At 59.5% G+C, this 22,860-nt stretch carries 19 protein-coding genes and 1 pseudogene; 8 read left to right on the top strand and 12 right to left on the bottom strand.

The annotated features are described in order from the left end of the window. Positions 1-21 precede the first annotated feature (21 nt). Positions 22-1,239, top strand: a complete 1,218-nt coding sequence (locus G5179_RS17475; RefSeq protein WP_421258813.1) for a 4Fe-4S binding protein — start codon at positions 22-24, stop codon at positions 1,237-1,239. 124 nt (positions 1,240-1,363) lie between these two features. On the opposite strand, the gene G5179_RS17470 is transcribed toward G5179_RS17475, so the two are convergent. The 4 genes and pseudogenes from G5179_RS17470 to glyQ form a co-directional block, all read right to left on the bottom strand. Beyond that, positions 1,364-2,128, bottom strand: a complete 765-nt coding sequence (locus G5179_RS17470) for an EAL domain-containing protein (RefSeq protein ID WP_421258812.1) — start codon at positions 2,126-2,128, stop codon at positions 1,364-1,366. Positions 2,129-2,371: 243 nt separating this feature from the next. Continuing rightward, positions 2,372-3,189 (bottom strand): annotated as a pseudogene (locus G5179_RS17465) (restriction endonuclease). A 162-nt stretch (positions 3,190-3,351) separates the two neighbouring features. Next, entirely contained in the window at positions 3,352-5,421 is a 2,070-nt protein-coding gene (glyS, locus tag G5179_RS17460; protein WP_335838063.1) for a glycine--tRNA ligase subunit beta, read from the bottom strand. Positions 5,422-5,430: 9 nt separating this feature from the next. Next, positions 5,431-6,354, bottom strand: coding sequence for a glycine--tRNA ligase subunit alpha (gene glyQ, locus G5179_RS17455; RefSeq protein ID WP_005339464.1), 924 nt, complete (start codon positions 6,352-6,354; stop codon positions 5,431-5,433). 222 nt (positions 6,355-6,576) lie between these two features. Here glyQ and G5179_RS17450 point away from each other — a divergent pair, with 222 nt between their 5' ends. Both G5179_RS17450 and G5179_RS17445 read left to right on the top strand, forming a co-directional pair. After that, the gene (locus G5179_RS17450; protein ID WP_047434822.1) at positions 6,577-7,149 is read left to right on the top strand and encodes a DNA-3-methyladenine glycosylase I; all 573 of its coding nucleotides are present in this window, start codon (positions 6,577-6,579) and stop codon (positions 7,147-7,149) included. A 129-nt stretch (positions 7,150-7,278) separates the two neighbouring features. Next, positions 7,279-7,935 carry an OmpA family lipoprotein gene (locus tag G5179_RS17445; protein WP_005339468.1) on the top strand — a complete coding sequence of 219 codons (657 nt, stop codon included), beginning with the start codon at positions 7,279-7,281 and terminating at the stop codon, positions 7,933-7,935. A 144-nt stretch (positions 7,936-8,079) separates the two neighbouring features. Here the strand turns inward: G5179_RS17445 and G5179_RS17440 are convergent, their stop codons facing one another. Continuing rightward, on the bottom strand, positions 8,080-8,427 hold the full coding sequence (locus G5179_RS17440; protein WP_005355943.1) for a RidA family protein: 348 nt from the start codon (positions 8,425-8,427) through the stop codon (positions 8,080-8,082). Positions 8,428-8,448: 21 nt separating this feature from the next. Next, the gene (tusA, locus tag G5179_RS17435; protein ID WP_005342448.1) at positions 8,449-8,694 is read right to left on the bottom strand and encodes a sulfurtransferase TusA; all 246 of its coding nucleotides are present in this window, start codon (positions 8,692-8,694) and stop codon (positions 8,449-8,451) included. A 169-nt stretch (positions 8,695-8,863) separates the two neighbouring features. On the opposite strand from tusA, the gene G5179_RS17430 reads away from it, so the two are divergent. Continuing rightward, positions 8,864-9,055 carry a hypothetical protein gene (locus tag G5179_RS17430; protein ID WP_005339471.1) on the top strand — a complete coding sequence of 64 codons (192 nt, stop codon included), beginning with the start codon at positions 8,864-8,866 and terminating at the stop codon, positions 9,053-9,055. Between the two features lie 75 nt (positions 9,056-9,130). On the opposite strand, the gene G5179_RS17425 is transcribed toward G5179_RS17430, so the two are convergent. From G5179_RS17425 to G5179_RS17400, 6 genes are all read right to left on the bottom strand, one after another. Continuing rightward, a complete protein-coding gene (locus tag G5179_RS17425) occupies positions 9,131-10,369 on the bottom strand; it encodes an ABC transporter substrate-binding protein (RefSeq protein WP_421258811.1) in 1,239 nt (412 codons plus the stop codon). Positions 10,370-10,373: 4 nt separating this feature from the next. Continuing rightward, positions 10,374-11,819 (bottom strand): ATP-binding protein, encoded by a 1,446-nt coding sequence (locus G5179_RS17420; RefSeq protein ID WP_005339474.1) that lies wholly within the window; start codon positions 11,817-11,819, stop codon positions 10,374-10,376. After that, positions 11,816-12,538 carry a response regulator gene (locus G5179_RS17415; RefSeq protein WP_005339475.1) on the bottom strand — a complete coding sequence of 241 codons (723 nt, stop codon included), beginning with the start codon at positions 12,536-12,538 and terminating at the stop codon, positions 11,816-11,818. The genes G5179_RS17420 and G5179_RS17415 overlap by 4 nt, the downstream gene beginning before the upstream one ends. A 278-nt stretch (positions 12,539-12,816) precedes the next feature. Beyond that, a complete protein-coding gene (fadA, locus tag G5179_RS17410; RefSeq protein ID WP_005342451.1) occupies positions 12,817-13,980 on the bottom strand; it encodes an acetyl-CoA C-acyltransferase FadA in 1,164 nt (387 codons plus the stop codon). A 21-nt stretch (positions 13,981-14,001) separates the two neighbouring features. Next, positions 14,002-16,149, bottom strand: a complete 2,148-nt coding sequence (gene fadB / locus G5179_RS17405; protein ID WP_421258810.1) for a fatty acid oxidation complex subunit alpha FadB — start codon at positions 16,147-16,149, stop codon at positions 14,002-14,004. 204 nt (positions 16,150-16,353) lie between these two features. Next, positions 16,354-18,291 (bottom strand): acetoacetate--CoA ligase, encoded by a 1,938-nt coding sequence (locus G5179_RS17400; protein ID WP_421258809.1) that lies wholly within the window; start codon positions 18,289-18,291, stop codon positions 16,354-16,356. A 191-nt stretch (positions 18,292-18,482) separates the two neighbouring features. Between G5179_RS17400 and pepQ the strand changes: the two genes are divergently transcribed. From pepQ to hemG, 4 genes are read left to right on the top strand one after another with little or no spacing between them, the layout of a single operon-like run. Then, positions 18,483-19,805 (top strand): Xaa-Pro dipeptidase, encoded by a 1,323-nt coding sequence (gene pepQ / locus G5179_RS17395; RefSeq protein ID WP_421258808.1) that lies wholly within the window; start codon positions 18,483-18,485, stop codon positions 19,803-19,805. After that, positions 19,805-20,422 carry a YigZ family protein gene (locus tag G5179_RS17390; RefSeq protein ID WP_421258807.1) on the top strand — a complete coding sequence of 206 codons (618 nt, stop codon included), beginning with the start codon at positions 19,805-19,807 and terminating at the stop codon, positions 20,420-20,422. Before pepQ ends, G5179_RS17390 begins: the two co-directional genes overlap by 1 nt. Before the next feature lie 36 nt (positions 20,423-20,458). Next, positions 20,459-21,916 carry a TrkH family potassium uptake protein gene (locus tag G5179_RS17385; RefSeq protein ID WP_005339482.1) on the top strand — a complete coding sequence of 486 codons (1,458 nt, stop codon included), beginning with the start codon at positions 20,459-20,461 and terminating at the stop codon, positions 21,914-21,916. Between the two features lie 7 nt (positions 21,917-21,923). Next, entirely contained in the window at positions 21,924-22,448 is a 525-nt protein-coding gene (gene hemG / locus G5179_RS17380; protein ID WP_005339483.1) for a menaquinone-dependent protoporphyrinogen IX dehydrogenase, read from the top strand. Positions 22,449-22,860 lie beyond the last annotated feature (412 nt).

The raw sequence follows: 22,860 nt of genomic DNA, 5'->3' as shown, positions 1-22,860 counted from the left end.
GATGTAGGCAGTGGGGGATGCATGAGCGTGATTGAAGCGATAACCATGGTGGCCGGTATGGTTTATCTGGTGTTGTTGGCGTGGCAGGTGCGCACCGGCTGGCCGGGGCGTCTTGCGCTCGGCCTGCTGGGGCTGGTCTGGTTGCTGGCGGCGGACAGCCTGCTCTGGCTCGCACTGGGGACGGTCACCGCCGTGCTTGCCCTCCGGCATCAGAGGCGGCCGCTGCCCGTGTTCGGGGCGATCGACAGTCAGCAGTTGCGGGCAGGCACTCGCCATCTGCTGCTGCTCTGCTGGGGGCTGGTCACAGTGCAATACAGCCTGCATATCTGGCAGTTGGGACAGGGGATGAGCCCCTGGCTGGAGCGCCCGGATGTGGTGGATGCCTTCCTGCCCATCGCCGGTGGCCTCGGGCTGCGGGCCTGGTTCGCGCAGGGGTTGGTGGATCCCCACCATCCGGCGGCCACCGTCAGCGTACTGGTGCTCTCCCTGTCGGCCCTGCTGCTGGGGCGGGCGTTCTGTGCCTGGTTCTGTCCGCTCGGGCTGGTGGGGGAGTGGCTGCATGGCCTGCGCCACCGGTTGCTGCCAGGGGAGTGGAGCCCGCCTCGCTGGCTGGATCTTGCCCTGCGCACCCAGAAATTTCTGGTGCTCGGCTTTCTGCTCTTCATCATCCTGCTGGCGGTGCCGGCTGCTGCCCTGCCCGGCTACTTCACCAGCCCCTACCATCAGGCGGCGGATATGAAGATGGGGGCCTTCTTCTTCAACCTGACCCTGATCTCGGGTCTGTGCCTCGGCTGGGTGTTGCTGCTTACCGCGACCTTTCGTCAGGGATTCTGCCGCTACCTCTGCCCCTATGGCGCTTGGCTCGCCCTGCTGGGGCTACTGACGCCGCTGCGCATTCGCCGTGACCCGGCCCGCTGCCTGCGAAGCCAGGGTCATGACTGCGACAAGTGCAGCCGGGCCTGTCCATCGCGCATTGCGGTGCACCAGCTTATTGCGGTACGCAGCCTGGAGTGCACCGGCTGCCTGAGCTGCGTGGCCGCCTGCCCCAAGCGGGTCGAGGCCCTGCACCTTGGCAGCAAGGTGAAGCGGCTTGCACCAAGCCGTTTGCTGGGGCTGCTCTGCCTGTTGCTGCTGGTGCTGCCGTTGCTCGCGTATGGCCTGCTGGAGATCTGGGTTAGCCAGACGCCGCTGGCGATACGGGCTCACCTGCTGCAACTGTTGCCACAGCTGACCCATTAACCGGGGAGGGTGACTGTGTGACCATGGCGCAAGGTCATAGGGTATGCACATGGACACCCTCGGGTGTCCGTTTTCATATTCGGGTGGGAGTGGGCTGAGGGGGAGGCAGTGCAGACCGACTGGCTTATAAGCTGGCGAAATCCACTTCGGGCAGGGTTTCGAAGCCGGGGCGGGCGAACAGGTAGCCCTGCATCAGGTTGATGCCCATCTCCCGCAGGCAGGCCATCTCTTCGCGGGTCTCGATCCCCTCCGCCAGCGGGGTGATCTGCAACTCGGCAAACAGCGCCAGACAGTGGCGCACTATGGCTTGTCGGGTCGGGTCCTGGTCGATGCCGCGCAGCAGGTGCATATCGAGTTTGACGATGTTGGGATGAAAATCGGCCAGCAGGTTGAGGCCCAAGTAACCGGCGCCAAAGTCATCGATCGCCGTTTTGAAGCCGAGGGCCTGATAGTGATCGACGATGCCGCGAAGATGCTGGCTATCCTGCACCTGCTCCACCTCGGTCAGCTCGAACATGATCTGCTCGATGGGGAAGTGGTGCTCGCGGGCCGCCTGCAGGGTGGTGCGGATGCAGCGCTCCGGGCGATAGACCGCATTGGGCAGAAAGTTGATGCTCAGCATCCCCTTCATCCCGAGTCGGGCCGCCAGCGCGATGGCCTTGATGCGGCACAGCTGATCGAAGCGGTAGCGGTTGTCGTCGTTGACCCGGGCAATCACGCTCTGCGCCGGCTCGTTGTGGAGCCCCCGCACCAGCGCCTCATAGCCGAAGATGGTGCGCTGGCTGCAATCGACGATGGGCTGAAAAGCCATGGTGAAGTCGAAGCCGAGCTCTGCTTTCTCCTGACACAGCTGGCAGATGGACGGGGCGGGGGCGGCAGGTATATCCATGACTCTCCTCTTGGGGCGTGGCTGCGCTGGGCACTGTCTCAAATGATAACAGCTCATCACCCCCCTGTAGGTTCGATTAGCGAAGCGTAATCGGACGAACGAGAGGCTTTGATTACGGTTGTTGCCGTGTAACCGTGTCGGCCAACCGGAGGGTGGAATTAGGCTGGCCGTTATGGCGGGAGAATCCATTTACGCGAATGTCCGATTACGCCTGACGGCTAATCGAACCTACGATCAAAAATTTCAATCATCTTCAAAATAGTCATTGTCAACTTTAAATGTGGAGTAGTTTTTAATAGTTGACACTCCTACACCATGATTAATCATTAAGTCACATAAAAGAATTCCATCTACTAAAATAATACTTTTTTGTTGTTTTGCTGCATACTCAATGGCAGTTTTTGAAAATGACGACGTTGTGATGAAAACTCCTTTTTGGACATTTCCATTGCGCCAACAAATTGTTGTACATCGGGTCTTCCAATGCTTTTCTCTGCATATCTCTTGGCTTGAATATATATTTTATCTAGACCAAGTTTGTCTTCTTTTATCACGCCGTCAATGCCACCATCTCCAGGAGATCCACTAACTAATCCTGCATCTGGGGAGTTTCCGCTATAACCCATTGACAGTAATAGATCAACAACTAGCCTTTCAAAAAATGCAGGGTCAGATGCTAGAATTCTTTCTAGTAGAAGGGATTTAACATTATTGATATGCTCCCGATATGCATCATGGAGTTTCTCTTCTGGAATTTTATCCGTACTTGTTTCGGTGACTTCTTTTTTGCTCAGTAACTTCTGTTGCTGGAGGTTTTCAAATATAAAGTATTTAGTTATCTTTCCATTCTTACTAGATATTATAAAATGCTTTGCAGGACTAGAGGATGGAAAGTCCAATCCAAAACAATGCTTTCGTAACTTACTGTTTACAATAGATTCTGGTTGCTTTGCTCCAAACTCATATAGCCCTCTAGATATGATTTCACTATATATTTCCTGTGAGGTCATTGGTTTGTTATTTAAGCTAAGAACTTCTTTTATCGCCTCAACAATAGTCATTGTATTTTCCCAGAAAAACAAAGCTAATATTAATATCCTCCATATAACTTGTAATGGTCAAGTGAGGAAGCCTCCATATGAAATAGCATTGATGTTTATGTGATCAAAAACAAAAAAAGGCGCCTTACGGCGCCGTTTTTTATATCACTAACCCAACCAAGATCACTGCAGCAGGGAGATATCCGCGACTTGCAGGAACAGGTTGCGCAGGTTGTTCAGCAGTGCCAGACGGTTGGCCTTGAGGGCTTCGTCGTCGGCCATCACCATCACTTCGTTGAAGAAGGTATCAACCGGCTCGCGCAGGGCGGCCAGACGGGTGAGGGCAGCCTGATAGTCACCGGCGGCGAACAGCGGGGCCAGTTCGGCTTGCAGTTCGGCAACCTGGGTAGCCAGCGCCTTCTCGGCGGCATCGACCAGCAGTTCCGGTTTGACGGCAGTCGGCAGTTCGCCTTCGACCTTGGCCAGAATGTTGCTCACGCGCTTGTTGGCGGCAGCCAGTGCCAGTGCGGCATCCAGAGTGCGGAAGTGGCTGACGGCCTTGACGCGACGATCGAAGTCGAGCGGACGGGTTGGGCGGCGGGCCAGTACGGCCAGCACCACGTCGGCACCGATGCCTTCGTCCTGATAGGCGGCGCGGAAGCGGCCCAGCATAAAGTCGACCACGTCGGTAACGACGGTTTTGTTGGTCAGCTTGTCGCCGTAGACGCGTACCGCTTCTTCAACCAGTTCAACCAGATCCAGATCCAGCTGTTTCTCGGTCATGATGCGCAGGGCACCGATGGCGGCGCGACGCAGGGCGAACGGGTCCTTGTCACCCTTGGGCAGCATGCCGATGCCGAAGATACCGGCCAGGGTGTCGAACTTGTCGGCCAGCGCGACGGCGCAGGCAACCAGACCGGACGGCAGGGCATCACCGGCAAAGCGCGGCATGTACTGCTCGTTGAGGGCCACGGCCACTGCTTCGTCTTCGCCATCGTGACGGGCGTAGTGCATCCCCATGACACCCTGGGTGTCGGTGAACTCACCGACCATGTTGGTCATCAGGTCACACTTGGAGAGCAGACCGGCACGCTTGGCCTGAGCCACGTCGGCGCCGATACGCTCGGCGATAAAGCCGGCGACGGTCTCGATACGCTCGACCTTGGCCTTGACGGTACCCAGCTGTTGTTGGAACAGCACGGTTTCAAGGCGCGGCAGGCGGGAGGCCAGGGTCTGCTTGAGGTCGGTCTTGAAGAAGAACTCGGCGTCAGAGAGACGGGGGCGAACCACCTTCTCGTTGCCGCTGATGATCTGGCTCGGGTCTTTGGACTCGATGTTGGTGACGAAGATGAACTTCGGCAGCAGCTTGCCGTTCTTGTCGTAGACCGGGAAGTACTTCTGGTCACCCTTCATGGTGTGCACCAGCGCTTCAGCCGGCACGGCCAGGAACTTCTCTTCGAAGTTGGCGGTCAGCACCACAGGCCACTCGACCAGTGCGGTCACTTCTTCCAGCAGGGCGTCGTCCAGGTCGGCCACGCCACCGAAGGCGGCAGCGGCCGCTTCGACGTCAGCCTTGATCTTGGCCTTGCGCGCCATAAAGTCGGCAATCACCATGCCGCGCTCCTGCAGGATCTGCGGGTACTGGCTGGCGTTGTCGATGGTGAACTCGCTCTCGCCCATAAAGCGGTGACCGCGGATGGTGCGGGCAGAGTCGATACCCAGAATGTGGGCGGGCACCAGCTCTCCATCCAGCAGCAGGGTCACGGTGAAGACCGGACGCACGAACTGGATGGTCTTGTCGCCCCAGCGCATCATTTTCGGGATGGGCAGTTTGGCCAGCGCCTGGCTAACCAGCTCGCCCAGCAGATCTTTGGCCGGACGGCCTTCGACCTTGGCGGTGTGAACCAGCCACTCGCCCTTGTCGGTGACCAGACGCTCGGCCTGCTCAACTGTGATGCCGTTGCCACGGGCCCAGCCTTCGGCAGCCTTGGTCGGCTTGCCTTCGGCATCGAACGCCTGCGCTACGGCCGGGCCGCGCTTCTCGACGCTCTTGCTCGGCTGTTCGCCGGCCAGCTCGCTTACCTTCAGCGCCAGACGGCGCGGTGAGGCAAACCACTCGACGTCGCCGAAGGCCAGATCGGCCTTGGTCAGTTCGGCTTTGAAGTTGTCGGCAAAGGCTTCGGCCAGGGAGCGCAGGGCTTTGGGCGGCAGCTCAGCAGTACCGATCTCTACCAGAAATGTATGTTGTGCCATGTCCGTTCCTTAACCTTGCTTGTTCTCACTGCGCTGACACATAGGGAAGCCCAGCGCTTCGCGGGAGGCGTAGTATGCCTCTGCCACGGCCTTGGTCAGGGTGCGAATGCGCAGGATGTAGCGCTGACGCTCGGTGACCGAGATGGCCTTGCGGGCATCCAGCAGGTTGAAGGAGTGAGCGGCTTTGAGGATGCGCTCGTAGGCAGGCAGCGGCAGCGGTTTTTCCAGTGCCAGCAGATTCTGGGCTTCCTTCTCGTACTGCTCGAAGCAGTGGAACAGGAACTCCACATCGGCGTGTTCGAAGTTGTAGGTGGATTGCTCCACTTCGTTCTGGTGGAACACGTCGCCGTAGGTGGTCTTGCCCAGCGGGCCGTCAGACCAGACCAGATCGTAGACGCTGTCCACGCCCTGAATGTACATGGCCAGACGCTCGAGACCGTAGGTGATCTCGCCGGTGACCGGCTTGCACTCGAGGCCGCCAACCTGCTGGAAGTAGGTGAACTGGGTCACTTCCATGCCGTTCAGCCACACTTCCCAACCCAGACCCCAGGCACCCAGAGTCGGGTTTTCCCAGTTGTCTTCCACGAAGCGGATGTCATGGATCTCGGGATCCATGCCCAGCTCTTTCAGGGAGCCCAGATAGAGTTCCTGAATGTTGTCGGGGGAAGGCTTGATGATCACCTGGAACTGGTAGTAGTGCTGCAGGCGGTTCGGGTTTTCACCGTAGCGGCCGTCAGTCGGACGGCGGGACGGTTGCACGTAGGCGCAGGCGATGGGCTCCGGGCCCAGGGCACGCAGACAAGTCATGGGGTGGGAGGTACCGGCACCCACTTCCATATCCAGCGGCTGAATGATGGTACAGCCCTGGCGGGACCAATAGTCCTGCAGCTGCAGGATCAGGCCCTGAAAGGTTTTGACATCGAATTTTTGCATAATTTTTTTCGCGCGAAGTGAAAATCAGAGCAAGATTTGCTGAATGTGAACCGAGGGAGTATACCGTCTGGCATGGTCGGATAATAGGCGAAATTGCAGCGGATTCGCGGGATGGTGCTGCGCCCTGGCTGGTCGGGCGGGATGTCCGGTATATGATGTGAGCAGTGCCGCCTGCAGAGTGGGCAGGGTCGGGCAAACCGCTGAAATAACGAGGGAGAGGAAATGGAACTGCGCTGCGCCTGGGTGACCAAGGACCCGGAATACATTGAATACCATGACAAACAGTGGGGCAGGCCGGTCTATGACTCGCGCGAGCTGTTTGCCAAGCTCTGCCTCGACGGCCAGCAGGCGGGGCTGTCGTGGATCACCATCCTCAAGCGCACCGAGAGCTACTACCGCGCCTATGCCGACTTTGATCCGGTGCAGATTGCCCGCTTCGACGAGCAGGATGTAGAGCGGTTGATGCAGGACAGCGGCATCATCCGTAACCGGCTCAAGGTGCAGTCGATCATCAGAAATGCCCGCGCTTATCTGGCGTTGCAGGAGCAGGGGATCGACTTCGCCGACTACCTGTGGGGCTTTGTTGGCGGCGCCCCCATCGTCAACCAGCGGCAGGGCAACGGCGATATTCCTGCGACCTCACCGGAGTCGGATGCCATGTCGAAAGCGCTCAAGAAGCTCGGCTTCAACTTCGTCGGCAGCACCATCTGTTACGCCTTTATGCAGGCGGTGGGGATGGTGAACGATCATCTGGTCAGCTGTCCTTGCCATGCCGAGTGTCAGTTACCGCGCTGATAACCCGCCGATTGCCCAAAAAAACACCACTCTCGCCGTCTGTTCAGGCTTGCGTCAGACAATGGCGTGCCAGCGCGTTACAATCCGGCCCCCGGCATGGTGCCGGATTGTTTTCACAGAGGTTTTTTCATGCGAGCCAAGATCCTGGTGCCTGCTCTGGCACTGACCGTTGCCCTGAGCGGCTGTACCACCAACCCCTACACAGGTGAATCCCAGACCTCCAAAGGTGCCTGGGGCGCGCTGGCTGGCGCCGCTGCCGGTGCGGCCGTAGGTGCGCTCTCCTCCAGCAAGGGTGACCGCAAGAAGGGCATCCTGACCGGCGTTGCTGCCGGCGCGGCGCTGGGTGGCGGTATCGGCTACTACATGGACGTGCAGGAAGCCAAGCTGCGCGAGAAACTGCAGGGCACCGGCGTCAGCGTGACCCGCAATGGCAATGAGCTGATCCTCAACATGCCGAACAACGTCACCTTCGACAGCTCCAGCTCCCAGCTGAAAGCGGCCGGTGCCAACACCCTCTCCGGCGTGGCCATGGTCGTTGCCGAGTTCGACAAGACCCGCCTGAACGTGGTCGGTCACACCGACAGCACCGGTTCCCGCGATCTGAACATGAAGCTTTCCCGGGATCGTGCCGATGCCGTTGCCGCCCAGCTGATTGGTCAGGGCGTAGCAGGTAGCCGCATTTCCACCACCGGCGTGGGCCCGGATCAGCCGGTTGCTACCAACAGCACCGCTGCTGGCAAAGCCCAGAACCGCCGCGTGACCATTACCCTGACCCCGACCGCCTAAGTCGTTCAGGTTTCGGTAACGAAAAGGCCCCGCCAGTGATGGCGGGGCCTTTCTATTGGCGCCGTGGCGAGCAATGACGCCTTGTTGCTTGCTCCCTTCTCCCCTCGTGGGAGAAGGGGCGGGGATGAGGGGGATAAGCGCCTCTTAGACTGCCGCAGTCAGCTGCACTTCCACCTTGTAGCCTTCGTGGGCGAGGCGGGCTTGTACGCAGGCACGCACGGGTGCGGTGCCAGCCGGGATCCAGGCATCCCACTGCTCGTTGAAGGCAGCGATGTCCTGAATGTCTTTGAGATAGATATTGGCCATCAGGATCTTGTCGACGCCGGAGCCGTTGGCTTCCAGCAGGCGTTGCAGGCTTGCCAGCACTTCGCGGGTCTGCTGGTGGATGTCGGCCTCTTCGCTGACGGGCACTTCCACCACGTAGAGGGTGCCATTGTGGATGACCACGTCTGACCAACGCTGGGTGGTGCCGATTCGGGTAATGGTTGTCATGGAGTGCTCCGGTACGGGGGCTTATTGACCCTTGCGGATCAGATAGCGGTAGGGGGCCTGCTCTGTCTCGCTGGCGACTAGGGTGTGATCCATAAAGCGGCAGAAACTGGGGATGTCGCGGGTGGTTGAAGGATCGTCGGCGCTGACCAGCAGGGTCTCGCCATCCGCCATCAGCCGCACTTTCTTGCGAACCATCATAACGGGTTCCGGGCAACGAAGCCCGATTGCGTCCAACTCGTGGGTCGCATCGCAGAATAAATCACTCATCTATTATCAACCTTCAACCTATTCGGCTGCCAATGATACTCAGGGCTAAAAAATAATCAAACAAACACCCCATTAACCAGCATATGTAACCGAAATGTTATTCGGCCCTATCCAGCTTGCGTCGGACGAGTAATATAAAAATTGAACCATATTCAACAAGGAGGTGAATATGCAGGTCTCCTACGGCAGATTACAAGCCTATGCAGGCATGGGGTTCTTGTCCTTCGCCATGATAGTGATGGGCAGCCCGATCGGGAATACCGGTACCTGGTTCGGCTCTATGGTGATGGTCGGGTTGGGGCTCTGGATCGAGCTCAGCGATTACTATGACGAGGATGAGGACGAGAACGATCAATCCTGAATCGGATGACGATTCAACAACAAAGGCGGAGCAATTCCGCCTTTGTCATTTCTGCCGTTTGGCAATGTGCCCGGATCAGCGGGTCGAGCGCATCGCCCGCTCCAGATGCAGCGCCGTCTGCTCCGGGTTGGCCTTGGGGTCGTTGAAGAAGTTGCTCAGCACATCGAGGATCGCCTGCCGCATATTGGTCGGCGTCGCCATCCCTTCCGCCATGCTGGGCAGCAGGTTGTCCTGCTTTTCCGCCAGCAGGAAGTCCTGATAGGAGCGTACGGCGCAGCGGTCGAACTTGCTCATGTCGGGATTGGTCAGCGCCGGGATCGACCCCTTCACCCGATTGAACTCTTCCTGGAATTTCGGCGTCATCAGCAGCTGGGCCAGATCGCCCTGCGCTTGCAGTTGGGCCGGATCCCGCTGTTTGAACATGGCGATGGAGTCGAGGTTGTAGCTGAATAGCCCGGCGCTGCCCGGGCTCGGCAGACAGGCGATATCCTCACCCGGCCGATAGTTGCCCGCGCTCAGCTCCCCCTTCACCCAGTCCCCCATCACCTGCATGGCGGCGCCACCGCTCTCCAGCAGATTGGTGGCCTGATGCCACTTCAGACCGGCGTATTTTTGCGGCACATAGGCGCGCAGCTGCTGGAAGCGGATCAGCACCCGCACCATGTCGGGGCCGGTCAGGGTGGCGCTGTCCTGCTCGAGGAACGCCTTGCGATAGAATTCTTTACCGCCCTCACCGAGTGCCACCGTTTCAAACAGTACCGCCAGCTGCCAAGGCTCGTTGCCGATGGCGAGCGGGGTGATGTCCCGTTTTTTAAGCTGGTCGGCGACGGTGACAAACTGGGCCCAGTCGGTGGGCGGAGTCAGCTTGTTGCGCTCGAACACCTTGCGGTTGAGCCACAACCAGTTGACCCGGTGGATGCCGGTGGGCACCGCCATCAGGGCACCATTCTGGCTGAGGGTGGCACGCACCATGGGCGGCATCTGACCGTACCAGCCGAGGTGTTCGGCCATCGGGCTAAGATCGCGCAAAAAGCCGAGTCCGGCCCACTCCTTGAGCTCGTAACCCTTGAGGTGGGCCGCTTCGGGCGGGTTTGCCGCCAGCGCCCGGCTCTTCAATACCGTCATGGCACTCTTGCCGCCGCCGCCCTGTACCGCGAAGTCGTTCCACTGGTTGCCCTGTTTGGTCCACTCGGATTTGAGCACTTCGACCGCTTTCGCTTCGCCGCCGGATGTCCACCAGTGCAGTACCTCCACCTGGGAGGCGGCAACGGGAGCAGAGAGCAGGGCGATGACAGAAAAAGACAACCACTTCATAAGGTTACTGCCTTGGTAGGGAGAGCGTGGCCTGCAGGCCACCTTGCGGACGGTTTTCCAGCACCAGATCGCCGCCGTGGGCGTGGGCAATGTTGCGGGCGATGCCAAGGCCGAGGCCGGTGCCGGCCTGATCCGTGCTGAGCCGGTAATAGGGCTCGAAGATGCGCTCGAACTGATCGTCCGGCAGGCCGGGGCCCTCATCCATGATGAAGAGGATCAGCATCTCCTCGTCATCCATGATGATGATGCGAACCCGCTGGCCGTACTTGATACCGTTGTCCACCAGATTGCCGATGCAGCGCTTGAGCGCCAGCAGCTTGCCGCGATAGGGCCACTTGCAGTGCCCTTCGATGGTCAGTCGCTCGTCGTGCAGGTTCATCGACTCCGCCATCTGTTCAAGCAGGGCGTTGATGTCGATCTCCTCGATATTCTCGTGAATATCTGTCTCTTTGACCGTCTGTAGCGCCCCCTTCACCATCAGCTCCAGTTCGTCGAGATCCTTGTTGAACTTGGCGATTTGCACCTCGTCGTCGAGCAGTTCGACCCGCAGTCGCAGTCGGGTGATGGGGGTCTTGAGGTCGTGGGAAATCGAGCTGAACAGCCGCTCTCTATCATCGATATAACGGCGGATGCGGTGTTGCATGATGTTGAAGGCACGGGTCGCCGCTACGATCTCGGAGGCACCCTCCTCCTTGAGCGAGGGTTGATCGATATCCTTGCCCAGATTGACCGCCGCCTTGGCGAGACGGCGCAGCGGGCGGGTCTGCCAGCGCACCAGCATAAAGGTGAAGAAGCAGAGGAACACCGTCATCAGGGCGATAAAGCGCACCTGATTGCTCGGCATCACGGTATCGTCGAGGGTCATGTAGGGGGCGGGCAGCAGGGCCGCCAGATAGAGCCACTCCCCCTTTTCAATCTCGATCTGGGTCACCAGTACCGGTGGATTGAGCGGCTCCAGCGACAGGGTGTAGCGGGCCCAGGAGGAGGGGAGATCCGCCAGCAAGGTGTCGTTGTTGAAGACGTGGAGGTCATCGGGTCGGGAGAAGTCCACCTTGATCGCCATGGCGTCGGAGAGCTTGCGGGTCAGCACTCCCTGAACCTCCTCCAGCACCTGCGTCTTGCGTTCGCTGTCGGGGATGGCGTTGATGTGGATCTCTTCCTCGTTGAGCGAGACGAAGAAGCGGCTGCCCCCCATGTTGCGCAGCTGGTCCAGCGCGATATGGCGATACTGCAGCGGCAGGGATTTGAAGAAGTTGACGGTGGAAGCGGCAGACATGGCGAGGTTGCGGGTGGTGCTGAGCATCCCCTCCAGTTCCCGCTTCTGGATCTGCTGCATCCAGATGCCGGTCAGAATGGTCTGGGAGAGCAGGATGGCCAGCAACAGCAGCAGGATCATCCGTGACAACAGGGAGCGGGGCACCAGCGCCCCCCAGGACCACTTGTTGCTCATGGCAGCTCGTGCACCTCGGCAATCAGCATGTAGCCGCTACCGCGAATGGTCTTGATGATGCGCGGGCTCTTGCCGTTGTCGCCCAGCTTCTGGCGCAGACGGCTGATCTGCACGTCGATGCCGCGCTCCATCGGCAGACTTTCGCGGCCGCGGGTGGCATCCGAGATGGTGTCTCGATCCAGCACCACGCCGGGCTGTTGCAGGAACATGCCGAGCAGCATGGCATCGCTGCCGGAGAGATCCAGCAGGCTGCCATCGTCATGGGTCAACTGGTGGCTCAGGGTGTCGAGGGTCCACTCGGCAAAACGCAGGCGGCGGCTCGGCTCTTTCTCTTTTTCCGGCTGGCGGAATTCGGCGCGGCGCAGCAGCGCCTTGATGCGGGCCTGCAGTTCGCGGGGGCTGAACGGCTTGGCGATATAGTCGTCGGCACCGAGTTCCAGGCCGATCACCCGATCCGCTTCGTCGGAGGCGGCGGTCAGCATGATGATGGGCACCTGGGAATCACGACGGATCTGCTGGCAGAGGGTAAAACCGTCCTCGCCGGGCATCATGATGTCCAGAATAATCAGGTCCGGGCTGTGCTGGGCGAGTTGCTGGCGCATCTCGTTGCCCTCCGCCGCCGTCAATACCTGAAAGCCCGCCCGGGTCAGGTACTCATTGAGCAGCTCGCGGATCTCTTGGTCGTCATCGACGATCAGCAGTTGTTTGCTCATTGACATATGTATGTGCATCCACCCATTTTTTTGTGCAGATTGAACCTGTCGGGGGAGTAAAAAGCAAGCAAGCCCCCTATCTAATGTGAGGTTTAAGGCAATAACAGCCTATTGATAAGATTAAAACGAAAAAAGGCCGACCCAAACGGGACGGCCAACAGACAGCTTCTGACCACTGACGAGCACCCCGAGTGGCGCTCGTCACAGACTTGAAAAGGGGCCAGTCAGACTGGCCCCGAAAAGGGACAACTCTCAGTAGTGCATCCCGTCGATCCGGTTGGTTATCACACCCGTTCAAACACGGTGGCGATACCCTGACCCAGACCGATACACATGGTGGCAACCCCCAGGGTGGCATCCTTCTCCTCCATCAGATTGATGAGGGTGGTGGAGATGCGGGCACCGGAGCAGCCGAGCGGGTGACCCAGCGCAATGGCGCCGCCGTTGAGGTTTACCTTCTCGTCCACCAGATCCTGCAGACCCAGATCCTTCACGCAGGGCAGGGACTGGGCGGCAAACGCCTCGTTCAGTTCGAACAGGTCGATATCACCGACGGTCAGACCGGCACGTTTGAGCGCCTTCTGGGTGGCTGGCACCGGGCCGTAACCCATGATGGCGGCGTCACAGCCGGCGATGGCCATGGCACGTACCTTGGCGCGCGGCGTGAGGCCGAGGGCCTTGGCGCGATCCGCGCTCATCACCAGCATGGCGGCGGCGCCATCGGACAGGGCCGAGGAGCTGCCGGCGGTGACGGTGCCGTTGACCGGATCAAACACCGGGCGCAGCTGGCTCAGGGTTTCGACCGTGGTCTCCGGGCGGATTACCTCGTCGTAGTCGTAGAAGAAGCGGGCGCCGCTGGCGTCGTGCCCTTCCAGCCCGACGATCTCCTTGGCAAAACGGCCTTCCACGGTGGCGGCGTGAGCGCGGCGGTGGGAGCGGGCGGCAAACTCGTCCTGCTGCTGACGGCTGATGCCGTGCAGCTTGCCAAGCATCTCGGCGGTCAGCCCCATCATGCCGGAGGCTTTCGCCACGGACTTGGCCATGCCGGGGTGGAAGTCCACCCCGTGGCTCATGGGCACGTGGCCCATGTGCTCGACGCCGCCGATGATGAAGATGTCGCCGTCACCCACCTGGATGGCGCGGGAGGCGTCGTGCAGCGCCTGCATGGAGGATCCGCACAGCCGGTTGACGGTGACCGCCCCCACCTGTTTCGGGATGCCGGCCAGCAGGGCGGCGTTGCGGGCGATGTTGAAGCCCTGCTCCAGGGTCTGCTGCACGCAGCCCCAGTAGATGTCCTCGATCTCGTTCGGGTCGAGGTTGGGGTTGCGCAGCAGGATGGATTTCATCAGGTGCGCGGACAAGTCTTCTGCACGCACGTTGCGGAAGGCGCCGCCCTTGGACCGGCCCATCGGGGTCCGGATACAGTCGACAATGACTACGTCTTTCATGAATGGATCTCCTTTCCGCAATCAGTAGAAGGTTTTGCCCTGGGCGGCCATCTCACGCAGCTTGTCGCTGACGCGGTAGAGCGGGCCCAGGTCGGCATACTGGTCGGCCATGGCCACGTAGCGATCCAGACCGATAGTGTCCAGATAGCGGAACACGCCGCCGCGGAAGGGAGGGAAGCCCAGACCGTAGACCAGCGCGATGTCGGCTTCGGCTGGGGTGGCGACTATGCCCTCTTCCAGACAGAGCACCACCTCGTTGATCATGGGGATCATCATGCGGGCGATGATGGCGTCCTTGTCGAAATCCTGTTTCGGCTTGGCAATCGGGGTCAGCAGCTCGTAGCTGGCGGCGTCGGCCACCTTCTTCGGCTTGCCCTTCTTGTCGGCCTCGTAGGCGTAGAAGCCCTTGCCATTCTTCTGACCGAAGCGGCTCGCCTCGTACATCACGTCGATGGCGGTACGGCCTTCCTTGCTCATGCGCGCCGGGAAGCCCTGCGCCATCACATCACCGGCATGGTGGCCGGTGTCGATGCCGACCACGTCCAGCAGGTAGGCGGGGCCCATGGGCCAGCCGAACTCCTTCTCCATCACCTTGTCGACGGCGGCGAAGTCGGCACCATCGGCAACCAGCTTGTTGAAGCCGAAGAAGTAGGGGAACAGCACCCGGTTGACGAAGAAGCCCGGGCAGTCGTTGACCACCACCGGGGACTTGCCCATGGCGGCGGCATAGGCCACCACGCGGTTGATGGTTTCATCGGAGGTCTGCTCGCCGCGGATGATCTCCACCAGTGGCATGCGGTGCACCGGGTTGAAGAAGTGCATGCCGCAGAAGTTCTGCGGGCGCTTCAGCCCCTTGGCCAGCAGGGAGATGGGAATGGTGGAGGTGTTGCTGGCGAGCACGGCGTCGTCACCGATAATGCCTTCCACTTCGCCCAGTACGGCGGCTTTCACCTTGGGATTCTCGACCACGGCTTCGACCACGACGTCCACATGCTTGACGTTGTCATAGCTGAGGGTCGGAGTGATGGCAGAGAGCACCTGGCCCATCTTGATGCCATCGATGCGGCCCTTTTCGAGCTGGCCGTTGAGCAGCTTGGTGGCTTCACCCATGCCAAGTGCCAGCGCCTTCTCGTTGATGTCCTTCATCACCGCCGGAATGCCCTTGCTGGCAGACTGGTAGGCGATGCCGCCACCCATGATGCCGGCACCCAGTACGGCGGCGTGGTTAGTGGCCTTGCTCGCCTGCTTGGCCGCTTTCTTGGCCAGCGCCTTGATGTGCTGATCGTTGAGGAAGATACCGACCAGTGCCTTGGCGACATCGGTCTTGGCCAGCTTGATAAAGCCCTGTGCCTCGACGGCCAGCGCCTCGTCACGGCCCATACCTGCGGCGGCCTCGACGGTTTTCACCGCAGTCATCGGCGCCGGATAGTGTTTGCCCGCTACGGCGGCAACCATGCCGGCGGCGGTGGTGAAGCTCATCATGGCTTCCAGTTTGGAGAGGCGCAGCGGGGCTTTCTTGGCGGCACGACGGCTCTGCCAATCCAGCTTGCCCGCGATGGCGTCCTTGATCATCTGCAGCGCAGCGCTCTGCAGTGCGTCCGGGGCAACCACGGCGTCGATGGCGCCCACCTTGAGGGCGTCATCGGCACGGTAATCCTTGCCGGTGGTGATCCACTCGAGCGCGCTGTCGGCGCCGATTACCCGCGGTAGACGGACTGTGCCGCCAAAGCCCGGCATGATGCCGAGTTTGGTCTCGGGCAGGCCAATCTTGGCGCTGGTGTCAGCCAGACGGAAGTCGGTGGAGAGAATGGTCTCGCAGCCGCCGCCCAGGGCGTGGCCCTTGATGGCAGAGAGGGTCGGAACAGGCAGATCTTCGATGGCATTGAAGATGTCGTTGGCCTTTTTCAGCCAGCCGAGCAGATCTTCTTGCGGCAGATCGAACAGTTCCAGGAATTCGGTAATGTCGGCACCGACGATAAAGGCGTCTTTGCCGGAGGTGAGGATCAGACCTTTTAGTTCACGTTCTTGTTGTAATGCGGCGATCGCTTCGCTCAGGGAGAGCAGGGTAGCGCGATCCAGCTTGTTGACTGAACCCGGGGCATCAAACCTCAGCTCGGCGATGCCGTTTTCGAGGTAGCTGACCGACAGGGTTTCGCCTTGGTAGATCATGAGAGTGTCTCCTTGTTCCCACTCAGTGGGGAGTGGTGCTCCTTAATCCCCAGCAGGGGGCGAGGCTCACTATTGATCCAAAAGGAGACATTTTCAACACCTATTTAAAACATTTGTTTAACAGATCTCGAGTAAAAGCTCTTCATCACAAAACGGGCAAAAGAGAGGCGCCTTGCGGCGCCCCGGATAGATGTGAGTTTGCTATCAACTGGCCAGTTCAGGCCGGTTGCGATACTGGTTAAGCACCTCGGGATCGGCGAGGGCATGGGTGTTGTTGACCGGCCGATTGTGCACCACTTCCCGCACTGCCAGTTCGACGATCTTGCCGGACTTGGTGCGGGGGATGGCATCCACCTGCAGGATGCGGGAGGGCACGTGGCGGGCGGTGCAGTGCTGCTTTATTTGCTGGCGGATCCGCTCGCGCAGCGGCTCATCCAGCTTGCAACCCACCTTGAGCTTGACGAACAGCACCACCCGCTCGTCCTGCTGCCACTGCTGGCCGATGACGATGCTCTCCTCCACCTCGTCGAGTTGTTCGACGTAGCGGTAGATCTCGCTGGTGCCGATGCGCACGCCGCCCGGGTTGAGGGTGGCGTCGGAGCGGCCGTAGAACAGAATGCCGCCGGTCGGGGTTAGCTCGATCCAGTCGCCGTGGCACCAGATGTTGTCGAACCGCTCGAAATAGGCGGCGTGGTACTTGTCGCCGCTTTCATCTCCCCAGAAGCCCACCGGCTGGGCCGGGAACGGCTTGGTACAGACCAGTTCGCCCTTCTCCCCCTGCACCGGCTGGCCCGCTTCGTTGAATACCTGCACCGCGAGGCCAAGGCCGCGCCCCTGACTCTCGCCGCGATAGACAGGGCTGAGCGGGTTGCCGATGACGAAGCAGGAGCAGATATCGGTGCCGCCTGAGATGGAGCTGAGCTGCACATCCTGCTTTATCTGCTGGTAGACGTAGTCGAACCCCTCCGGCGACAGCACGGAGCCGGTGCTGCAGATCAGCCGCAAGTGCGGCAAATCGTGGCTCTTGATGGGGGTGTAGCCCTGCTTGTGCAGCGCATCAAGATATTTGGCCGAGGTACCGAACAAGCTGACCTGCTCGTCACGGGCGAGATCCCACAGCACATTGCCATCCGGGTAAAACGGCGAGCCGTCATAGAGCACCAGGGTGGCGCCGGAGGCGAGGGCGCTCACCAGCCAGTTCCACATCATCCAGCCGCAGGTGGTGAAGTAGAAGATCCGCTCCCCCGGCTTGATGTCGCAGTGCAGCTGGTGCTCTTTCAGGTGTTGCAGCAGGGTGCCGCCGATGCCGTGCACGATGCACTTGGGTTTGCCGGTGGTGCCGGAGGAGTAGAGGATATAGAGCGGATCGTTGAAAGCCATTGGCTCGAACTGGAGGCCGGCGTCCGGCTGGCTCGCCAGCAGTTGTTGCCAGTCGTGGCCAAGCTGCAGCGGGTTGCCGAGCAGCGGGATCATCACCGTCTGCTCTATGCTGCCGATCTGGCTCACCACGCTGGCGACCTTCTGTTGAATGTCGATAGCTTTGCCGTTGTAGCGATAGCCATCCACCGCAAACAGCACTCGTGGTTGGGTCTGGCCGAAGCGCTCCCCCACACTGGCCTCGCCAAAGTCGGGGCTGGTGGAGGTCCAGATTGCCCCCAGACTGGTGGTTGCCAGCATGGCAACCACGGTTTCCGGAATATTGGGCAGGTAGGCGGCGACCACATCGCCACGCCCAATCCCCTGATGACGCAGCCACTGAGCCAGCCGGGCCACCTGATCACTCAGTTCACCCCAGCTAAGAGTACGGCTTGGACCCCCTTCGATGCGGGAGATGATGGCCGGGCTCTCGTCCTGACGGCGCAGCAGGTTTTCGGCGAAGTTGAGGCGGCTGTCGGGGAACCAGCGGGTGCGCTGCATATCCTGACGATTCTCCGCCACTATGTTGCCGAGCTCGCCCTTGACGCCGCAGTGCTGCCATACCAGCGGCCAGAAACGGGTGGTCTTCTCCACCGACCATTGATAAAGCTGCGGATAGTTCTGCAACTGCAAGCCGTGGAAACGGTTCACCTCCGCCATAAAACGGTAGAGGTTGGATTGCTGCATCCCGAGCGGATCCGGTTGCCACAGGCAGAGGTTGTCCATGAGTAATCCCTGACTTCATGTATCTACCGGCAGTGTATTGAATTGTTTTTGATTTGTTAATGATTGGTTTTGTGTTGATAACAAACACGTTTGTAACGTATGCGTTACCTCACGAAGCGGCAGCTTGACGGGTCGAGCCGCCAAGCGCTTGATGTTATGCTGCAATCACATTCACCTCGGAGCAGGACGCCATGAGCAGCTACAGCCAACTTTTTGCCCAGCACCTCGATACCTTGCAGCAGCGCACCCACGACATTCTGCAACAACAGGGGCTCAGCGGACTGGCCATCCACTCCGGCCAGACTCACCGCATCTTCCTCGATGATCAGGATTACCCGTTCAAGGTAAACCCCCACTTCAAGGCCTGGTTGCCGGTGCTGGACAATCCCCACTGCTGGCTGCTGGTGGACGGGGTAAACAAACCAATCCTGCTGTTCTACCGCCCGGTGGATTTCTGGCACAAAGTAGCGGATCTGCCCAATGCCTTCTGGGTCGAGTTCTTCGATATCCGTTTCCTGACCCGGCCGGAACAGGTGGCCGACCATCTACCTGCCAACAAGCAGGAGTGGGCCTATCTGGGCGGTCATCTGGAAGTGGCTGAGCTGCTGGGGCTGACCCAGCCCAATCCGGAGGCGGTGCTCAACTACCTGCACTACCACCGCGCCTACAAGACCCCCTACGAGCTGGAGTGTCTGCGCGAGGCGAACCGTATCGGTGTCCGTGGTCATATCGCGGCCAAGGACTCTTTTATGGCGGGGGCGAGCGAGTTCGAGATTAATCTGGCCTACATGAAGGCGGTCGGGCAGGGAGCCAATGAGGCGCCCTACGGCAATATCGTCGCCATCAACCGCAACGCGGCCATCCTTCACTACACCCATTTGTCTGCCGTGCGGGTGCCGGATGCGGAGCGCCACTCCTTCCTGATCGATGCTGGTGTCGATTTCCACGGTTATGCCTCCGACATCACCCGCACCTGGGCGTGGCGCCGCGGCGAGTTTGCCGACCTCATTGCAGCACTCGACGAGCAGCAGCAGGAGATCATCAAGGAGATCAAACCGGGTCGTCGCTACAGCGAGCTGCATCTGCAGATGCACCACAAGCTGGCGCGCCTGCTGCAAGCGACCGAGCTGGTGGACATGTCGGTGGACGAGATGATCAACACCGGGGTGACCAACGTCTTCTTCCCTCACGGCCTCGGCCACTTCCTCGGTTTGCAGGTGCACGATGCGGGCGGTTTCATGCAGGATGAGCGCGGCACCCATCTGGCGGCGCCCGAGCTGTTCCCCTATCTGCGCTGCACCCGGGTGATGGAGGTGGGTCAGGTGTTCACCATCGAGCCGGGGCTCTACTTCATCGACAGTTTGCTGGAGCCGCTGCGTCAGGGCGAACAGGGTAAACGGGTCAACTGGAACAAGGTGGAGGCGCTGCGTCCGTTCGGCGGCATCCGCATCGAAGACAACATAGTGCTGCACGCCAACGGGGTGGAGAACATGACCAGACAAGCAGGGCTCTGATGGCGGCAGCGTACTCCATTCCGGCTGCCCCGCTGGAGTTGACCGAAGAGATAAAGAAGAGCCGCTTCATTACCCTGATCGCCCACACCCCGACCGTCGAGGTGGCCAAGGGGTGGGTCAACGAGATCAAGCGTCAACATCCGGCCGCTCGACACCACTGCTGGGCGTTTGTGGCTGGCGCGCCGCAAGATAGCCAGGTCTATGGCTTCAGCGATGATGGCGAACCGTCCGGTACCGCGGGCAAGCCGATCCTGGCCCAGCTAATGGGGTCGGGGATCGGTGAAATCTGTGCCGTGGTGGTGCGTTACTACGGTGGTGTCCAGCTTGGTACCGGTGGACTGGTCAAAGCCTATGGGGGCGGTGTCGGAGCCGCCCTCAAGCAGCTGCCCACCCTGCTCAAGGTGCCGCGCACTCCCTCTCTCATTCACTGCGATTACGGTGACATGGGGACTGTCGAGTCGCTGATCAGCAGCCATAATGGCGAATTGCTGGCGGCGGATTACGGTCAGCAGGTCACCTTGCAGGTGGCTTGGGAGTCCTCGGTTTGGGCTCAGGTGGGCCGTGAATTGACCGACCGGACTCATGGGCGGGTATCCCTCAGCCCCTTAGATGGCTAGAATCCATCGCTCTTTAATTGGGGAAAGGGAGCTGTAATGCACATTCTGAGCATTATTCGCATTGTTGGCCTGCTGGTTGCGCTGTTCAGCTCGACCATGCTTTTGCCTGCACTGGTGGCCTTTGGTTATCGGGATGGTGGTGGTGCCGAGTTCGTCAGCTCTTTTCTGATCGCCCTGCTGCTCGGCGTGGTGCTCTGGTTTCCCAATCGCTACCACAAGAAGGAGATGCGCTCGAAAGAGGGCTTTCTGATTGTGGTGCTGTTCTGGACCGTGTTGGGCAGTGTGGGGGCTGTGCCCTTCATCATGAGCGACGTGCCGGACATGTCGGTCTCGGAGGCCTTCTTCGAATCGTTCTCCGGCCTGACCACCACTGGCGCAACGGTACTGACCGGGCTTGATAATCTGCCCAAGGCGTTCCTGTTCTATCGCCAGTTGCTGCAGTGGCTGGGGGGGATGGGGATCATTGTACTGGCGGTGGCCATTCTGCCACTGCTGGGGATCGGGGGTATGCAGCTCTATCGCGCCGAGATCCCGGGGCCGGTGAAGGATACCAAGGTGACGCCGCGCATCGCCGAAACGGCCAAGGCGCTCTGGTTCATCTATCTGCTGCTGACCGCGCTCTGTGCGCTGGCATACTGGCTCGCCGGGATGACGCTGTTCGATGCGGTCTGCCATTCGTTCTCGACTCTGTCGGTCGGTGGCTTCTCCACTCACGATGCCAGCATCGGTTTCTTCAACAGTCCGGTCATCAACCTGATTACCGTGGTGTTCCTGCTGCTGGCCAGCGTGAACTTTGCGCTCCACTTTACCGTCTTCTCTCACCGTCCGGTGCGGCTCGGTCGCTACCTTTACGATTCTGAACTCAAGGTGTTTCTGGCCATCCAGGCGACCCTGGTGATGATCTGCTTTGTCGCCTTGCTGACCCACGGACACTACGCCACCTGGCAAGAGGCGCTCAACCACGGTCTTTTCCAGGCGGTCTCTCTGGGTACTACCACCGGCTACAGTACAACTACTTATGCCGACTGGCCCTCGTTCCTGCCCATGCTGCTGATGTTTTCCGCCTTTATCGGCTGTTGTGCGGGCAGTACCGGCGGTGGCATCAAGGTGATGCGTTTTATGATCCTGTTCATGCAGGGGATGCGCGAGTTGAAGCGGTTGGTTCACCCCAGAGCCATCTATACCTTGAAGCTGGGGAATCGGGCTGTGCCCGAGCGTATCGTCGAGGCGGTGTGGGGCTACTTCGCCACCTATATTATTCTCTTCTTTATGTTCATGTTGCTTTTGCTGATGACGGGACTGAACGAAGTGACCGCATTCACCGCTGTGGCTGCGGCTTTCACCAACGTAGGCCCGGGTTTGGGAGAGGTATCAGCCAACTTCGGCAATATCTCGCCGGCGGCCCAGTGGGTACTGGTGTTGGCTATGTTGTTTGGTCGATTGGAAATTTTTACGCTTCTGGTACTGTTTACTCCTGCATTCTGGCGTAGTTGAGGTTGTTATGGACAAGATTCTGGTGCTTTATTCCTCTCGGGATGGCCAAACCCGCAAAATAGTCGATGTCATGCTGGAGCAGATGCCGGGATGCGAAGTGGTGATGCACGACCTGCACACCTTGCCGATGTGCAACCTCAGCAAGTATGCCAAGGTCTTGATCGGCGCCTCCATTCGTTATGGCAACTTCCACCCCAGCCTGTTCAGCTTTATTCACGCTCATCAGGAGCAGCTGGAGGTGGCCAATGCGGCCTTCTTCTGTGTCAACCTGACGGCCCGCAAACCAGAGAAGCAGACGCCGCAAACCAATGCCTATATGAAGAAGTTCCTGCGCCTCTCCCCCTGGAAGCCGAAAACCCTGGGGGTGTTTGCCGGCGCGCTGCAGTACTCCCGCTATAACTGGTGGCAGACTCGCATCATCCAGCTGATCATGAAGATTACCGGTGGTAGTACAGACACCAGTAAGGACATTGAATTTACCGATTGGGAAAAGGTGCGCAGCTTTGCCCGCGAATTCTGGTCAAAAAGGTAGCAGTGTGATGTGAATTAAGGGTTTTTTGCCCGAAACAGCCCCGCCGATGCGGGGCTTTTGTTTAATAAAACAACGGTTGAGCCGGGAAACTGTAAAAAGTGCCATTTTTTGCAGTTTTCCTCTTGTCATCCCGGCGCGGCTCCCTATAATGCGCCCCTACCAGCACGGCGGAACACGCCAACCTGATGAGCCAGCTTCCTGGTGAAGTGGGCGCCGAAAGAAAAGCGAAAACAATCGCTTGACTTTCGAAGTGAGGAGCGTAATATGTGCCTCCTCAACGCGACAAGCGTGACGCTCTTTAACAATTTGAATCAAGCAATCTGTGTGGGCACTCACAGCATCGAACATCAAAAACAATTTTTGATTTTCAATGTCTGGTGAAGTGACCAAGACGATTTCTTAGCAATAAGAA

The sequence above is a fragment of the Aeromonas sp. 600886 genome (genome assembly GCF_049174935.1).
Classification (GTDB): Bacteria; Pseudomonadota; Gammaproteobacteria; order Enterobacterales; family Aeromonadaceae; genus Aeromonas; species Aeromonas veronii_A.
This window is presented reverse-complemented; position numbering and strand designations above follow the sequence as displayed.

Excerpts from the sequence above, each read along its gene's own strand:
- G5179_RS17445 (WP_005339468.1), top strand. The coding sequence starts at position 7,279 with ATGCGAGCCAAGATCCTGGTGCCTGCTCTGGCACTGACCGTTGCCCTG.
- G5179_RS17415 (WP_005339475.1), bottom strand. The coding sequence starts at position 12,538 with ATGTCAATGAGCAAACAACTGCTGATCGTCGATGACGACCAAGAGATC.
- glyQ (WP_005339464.1), bottom strand. The coding sequence starts at position 6,354 with ATGCAAAAATTCGATGTCAAAACCTTTCAGGGCCTGATCCTGCAGCTG.
- G5179_RS17430 (WP_005339471.1), top strand. The coding sequence starts at position 8,864 with ATGCAGGTCTCCTACGGCAGATTACAAGCCTATGCAGGCATGGGGTTC.
- G5179_RS17425 (WP_421258811.1), bottom strand. The coding sequence starts at position 10,369 with ATGAAGTGGTTGTCTTTTTCTGTCATCGCCCTGCTCTCTGCTCCCGTT.
- G5179_RS17385 (WP_005339482.1), top strand. The coding sequence starts at position 20,459 with ATGCACATTCTGAGCATTATTCGCATTGTTGGCCTGCTGGTTGCGCTG.
- G5179_RS17440 (WP_005355943.1), bottom strand. The coding sequence starts at position 8,427 with ATGACAACCATTACCCGAATCGGCACCACCCAGCGTTGGTCAGACGTG.
- fadA (WP_005342451.1), bottom strand. The coding sequence starts at position 13,980 with ATGAAAGACGTAGTCATTGTCGACTGTATCCGGACCCCGATGGGCCGG.
- tusA (WP_005342448.1), bottom strand. The coding sequence starts at position 8,694 with ATGAGTGATTTATTCTGCGATGCGACCCACGAGTTGGACGCAATCGGG.
- G5179_RS17450 (WP_047434822.1), top strand. The coding sequence starts at position 6,577 with ATGGAACTGCGCTGCGCCTGGGTGACCAAGGACCCGGAATACATTGAA.
- G5179_RS17400 (WP_421258809.1), bottom strand. The coding sequence starts at position 18,291 with ATGGACAACCTCTGCCTGTGGCAACCGGATCCGCTCGGGATGCAGCAA.
- G5179_RS17420 (WP_005339474.1), bottom strand. The coding sequence starts at position 11,819 with ATGAGCAACAAGTGGTCCTGGGGGGCGCTGGTGCCCCGCTCCCTGTTG.
- pepQ (WP_421258808.1), top strand. The coding sequence starts at position 18,483 with ATGAGCAGCTACAGCCAACTTTTTGCCCAGCACCTCGATACCTTGCAG.
- fadB (WP_421258810.1), bottom strand. The coding sequence starts at position 16,149 with ATGATCTACCAAGGCGAAACCCTGTCGGTCAGCTACCTCGAAAACGGC.
- glyS (WP_335838063.1), bottom strand. The coding sequence starts at position 5,421 with ATGGCACAACATACATTTCTGGTAGAGATCGGTACTGCTGAGCTGCCG.
- hemG (WP_005339483.1), top strand. The coding sequence starts at position 21,924 with ATGGACAAGATTCTGGTGCTTTATTCCTCTCGGGATGGCCAAACCCGC.
- G5179_RS17470 (WP_421258812.1), bottom strand. The coding sequence starts at position 2,128 with ATGGATATACCTGCCGCCCCCGCCCCGTCCATCTGCCAGCTGTGTCAG.
- G5179_RS17475 (WP_421258813.1), top strand. The coding sequence starts at position 22 with ATGAGCGTGATTGAAGCGATAACCATGGTGGCCGGTATGGTTTATCTG.
- G5179_RS17390 (WP_421258807.1), top strand. The coding sequence starts at position 19,805 with ATGGCGGCAGCGTACTCCATTCCGGCTGCCCCGCTGGAGTTGACCGAA.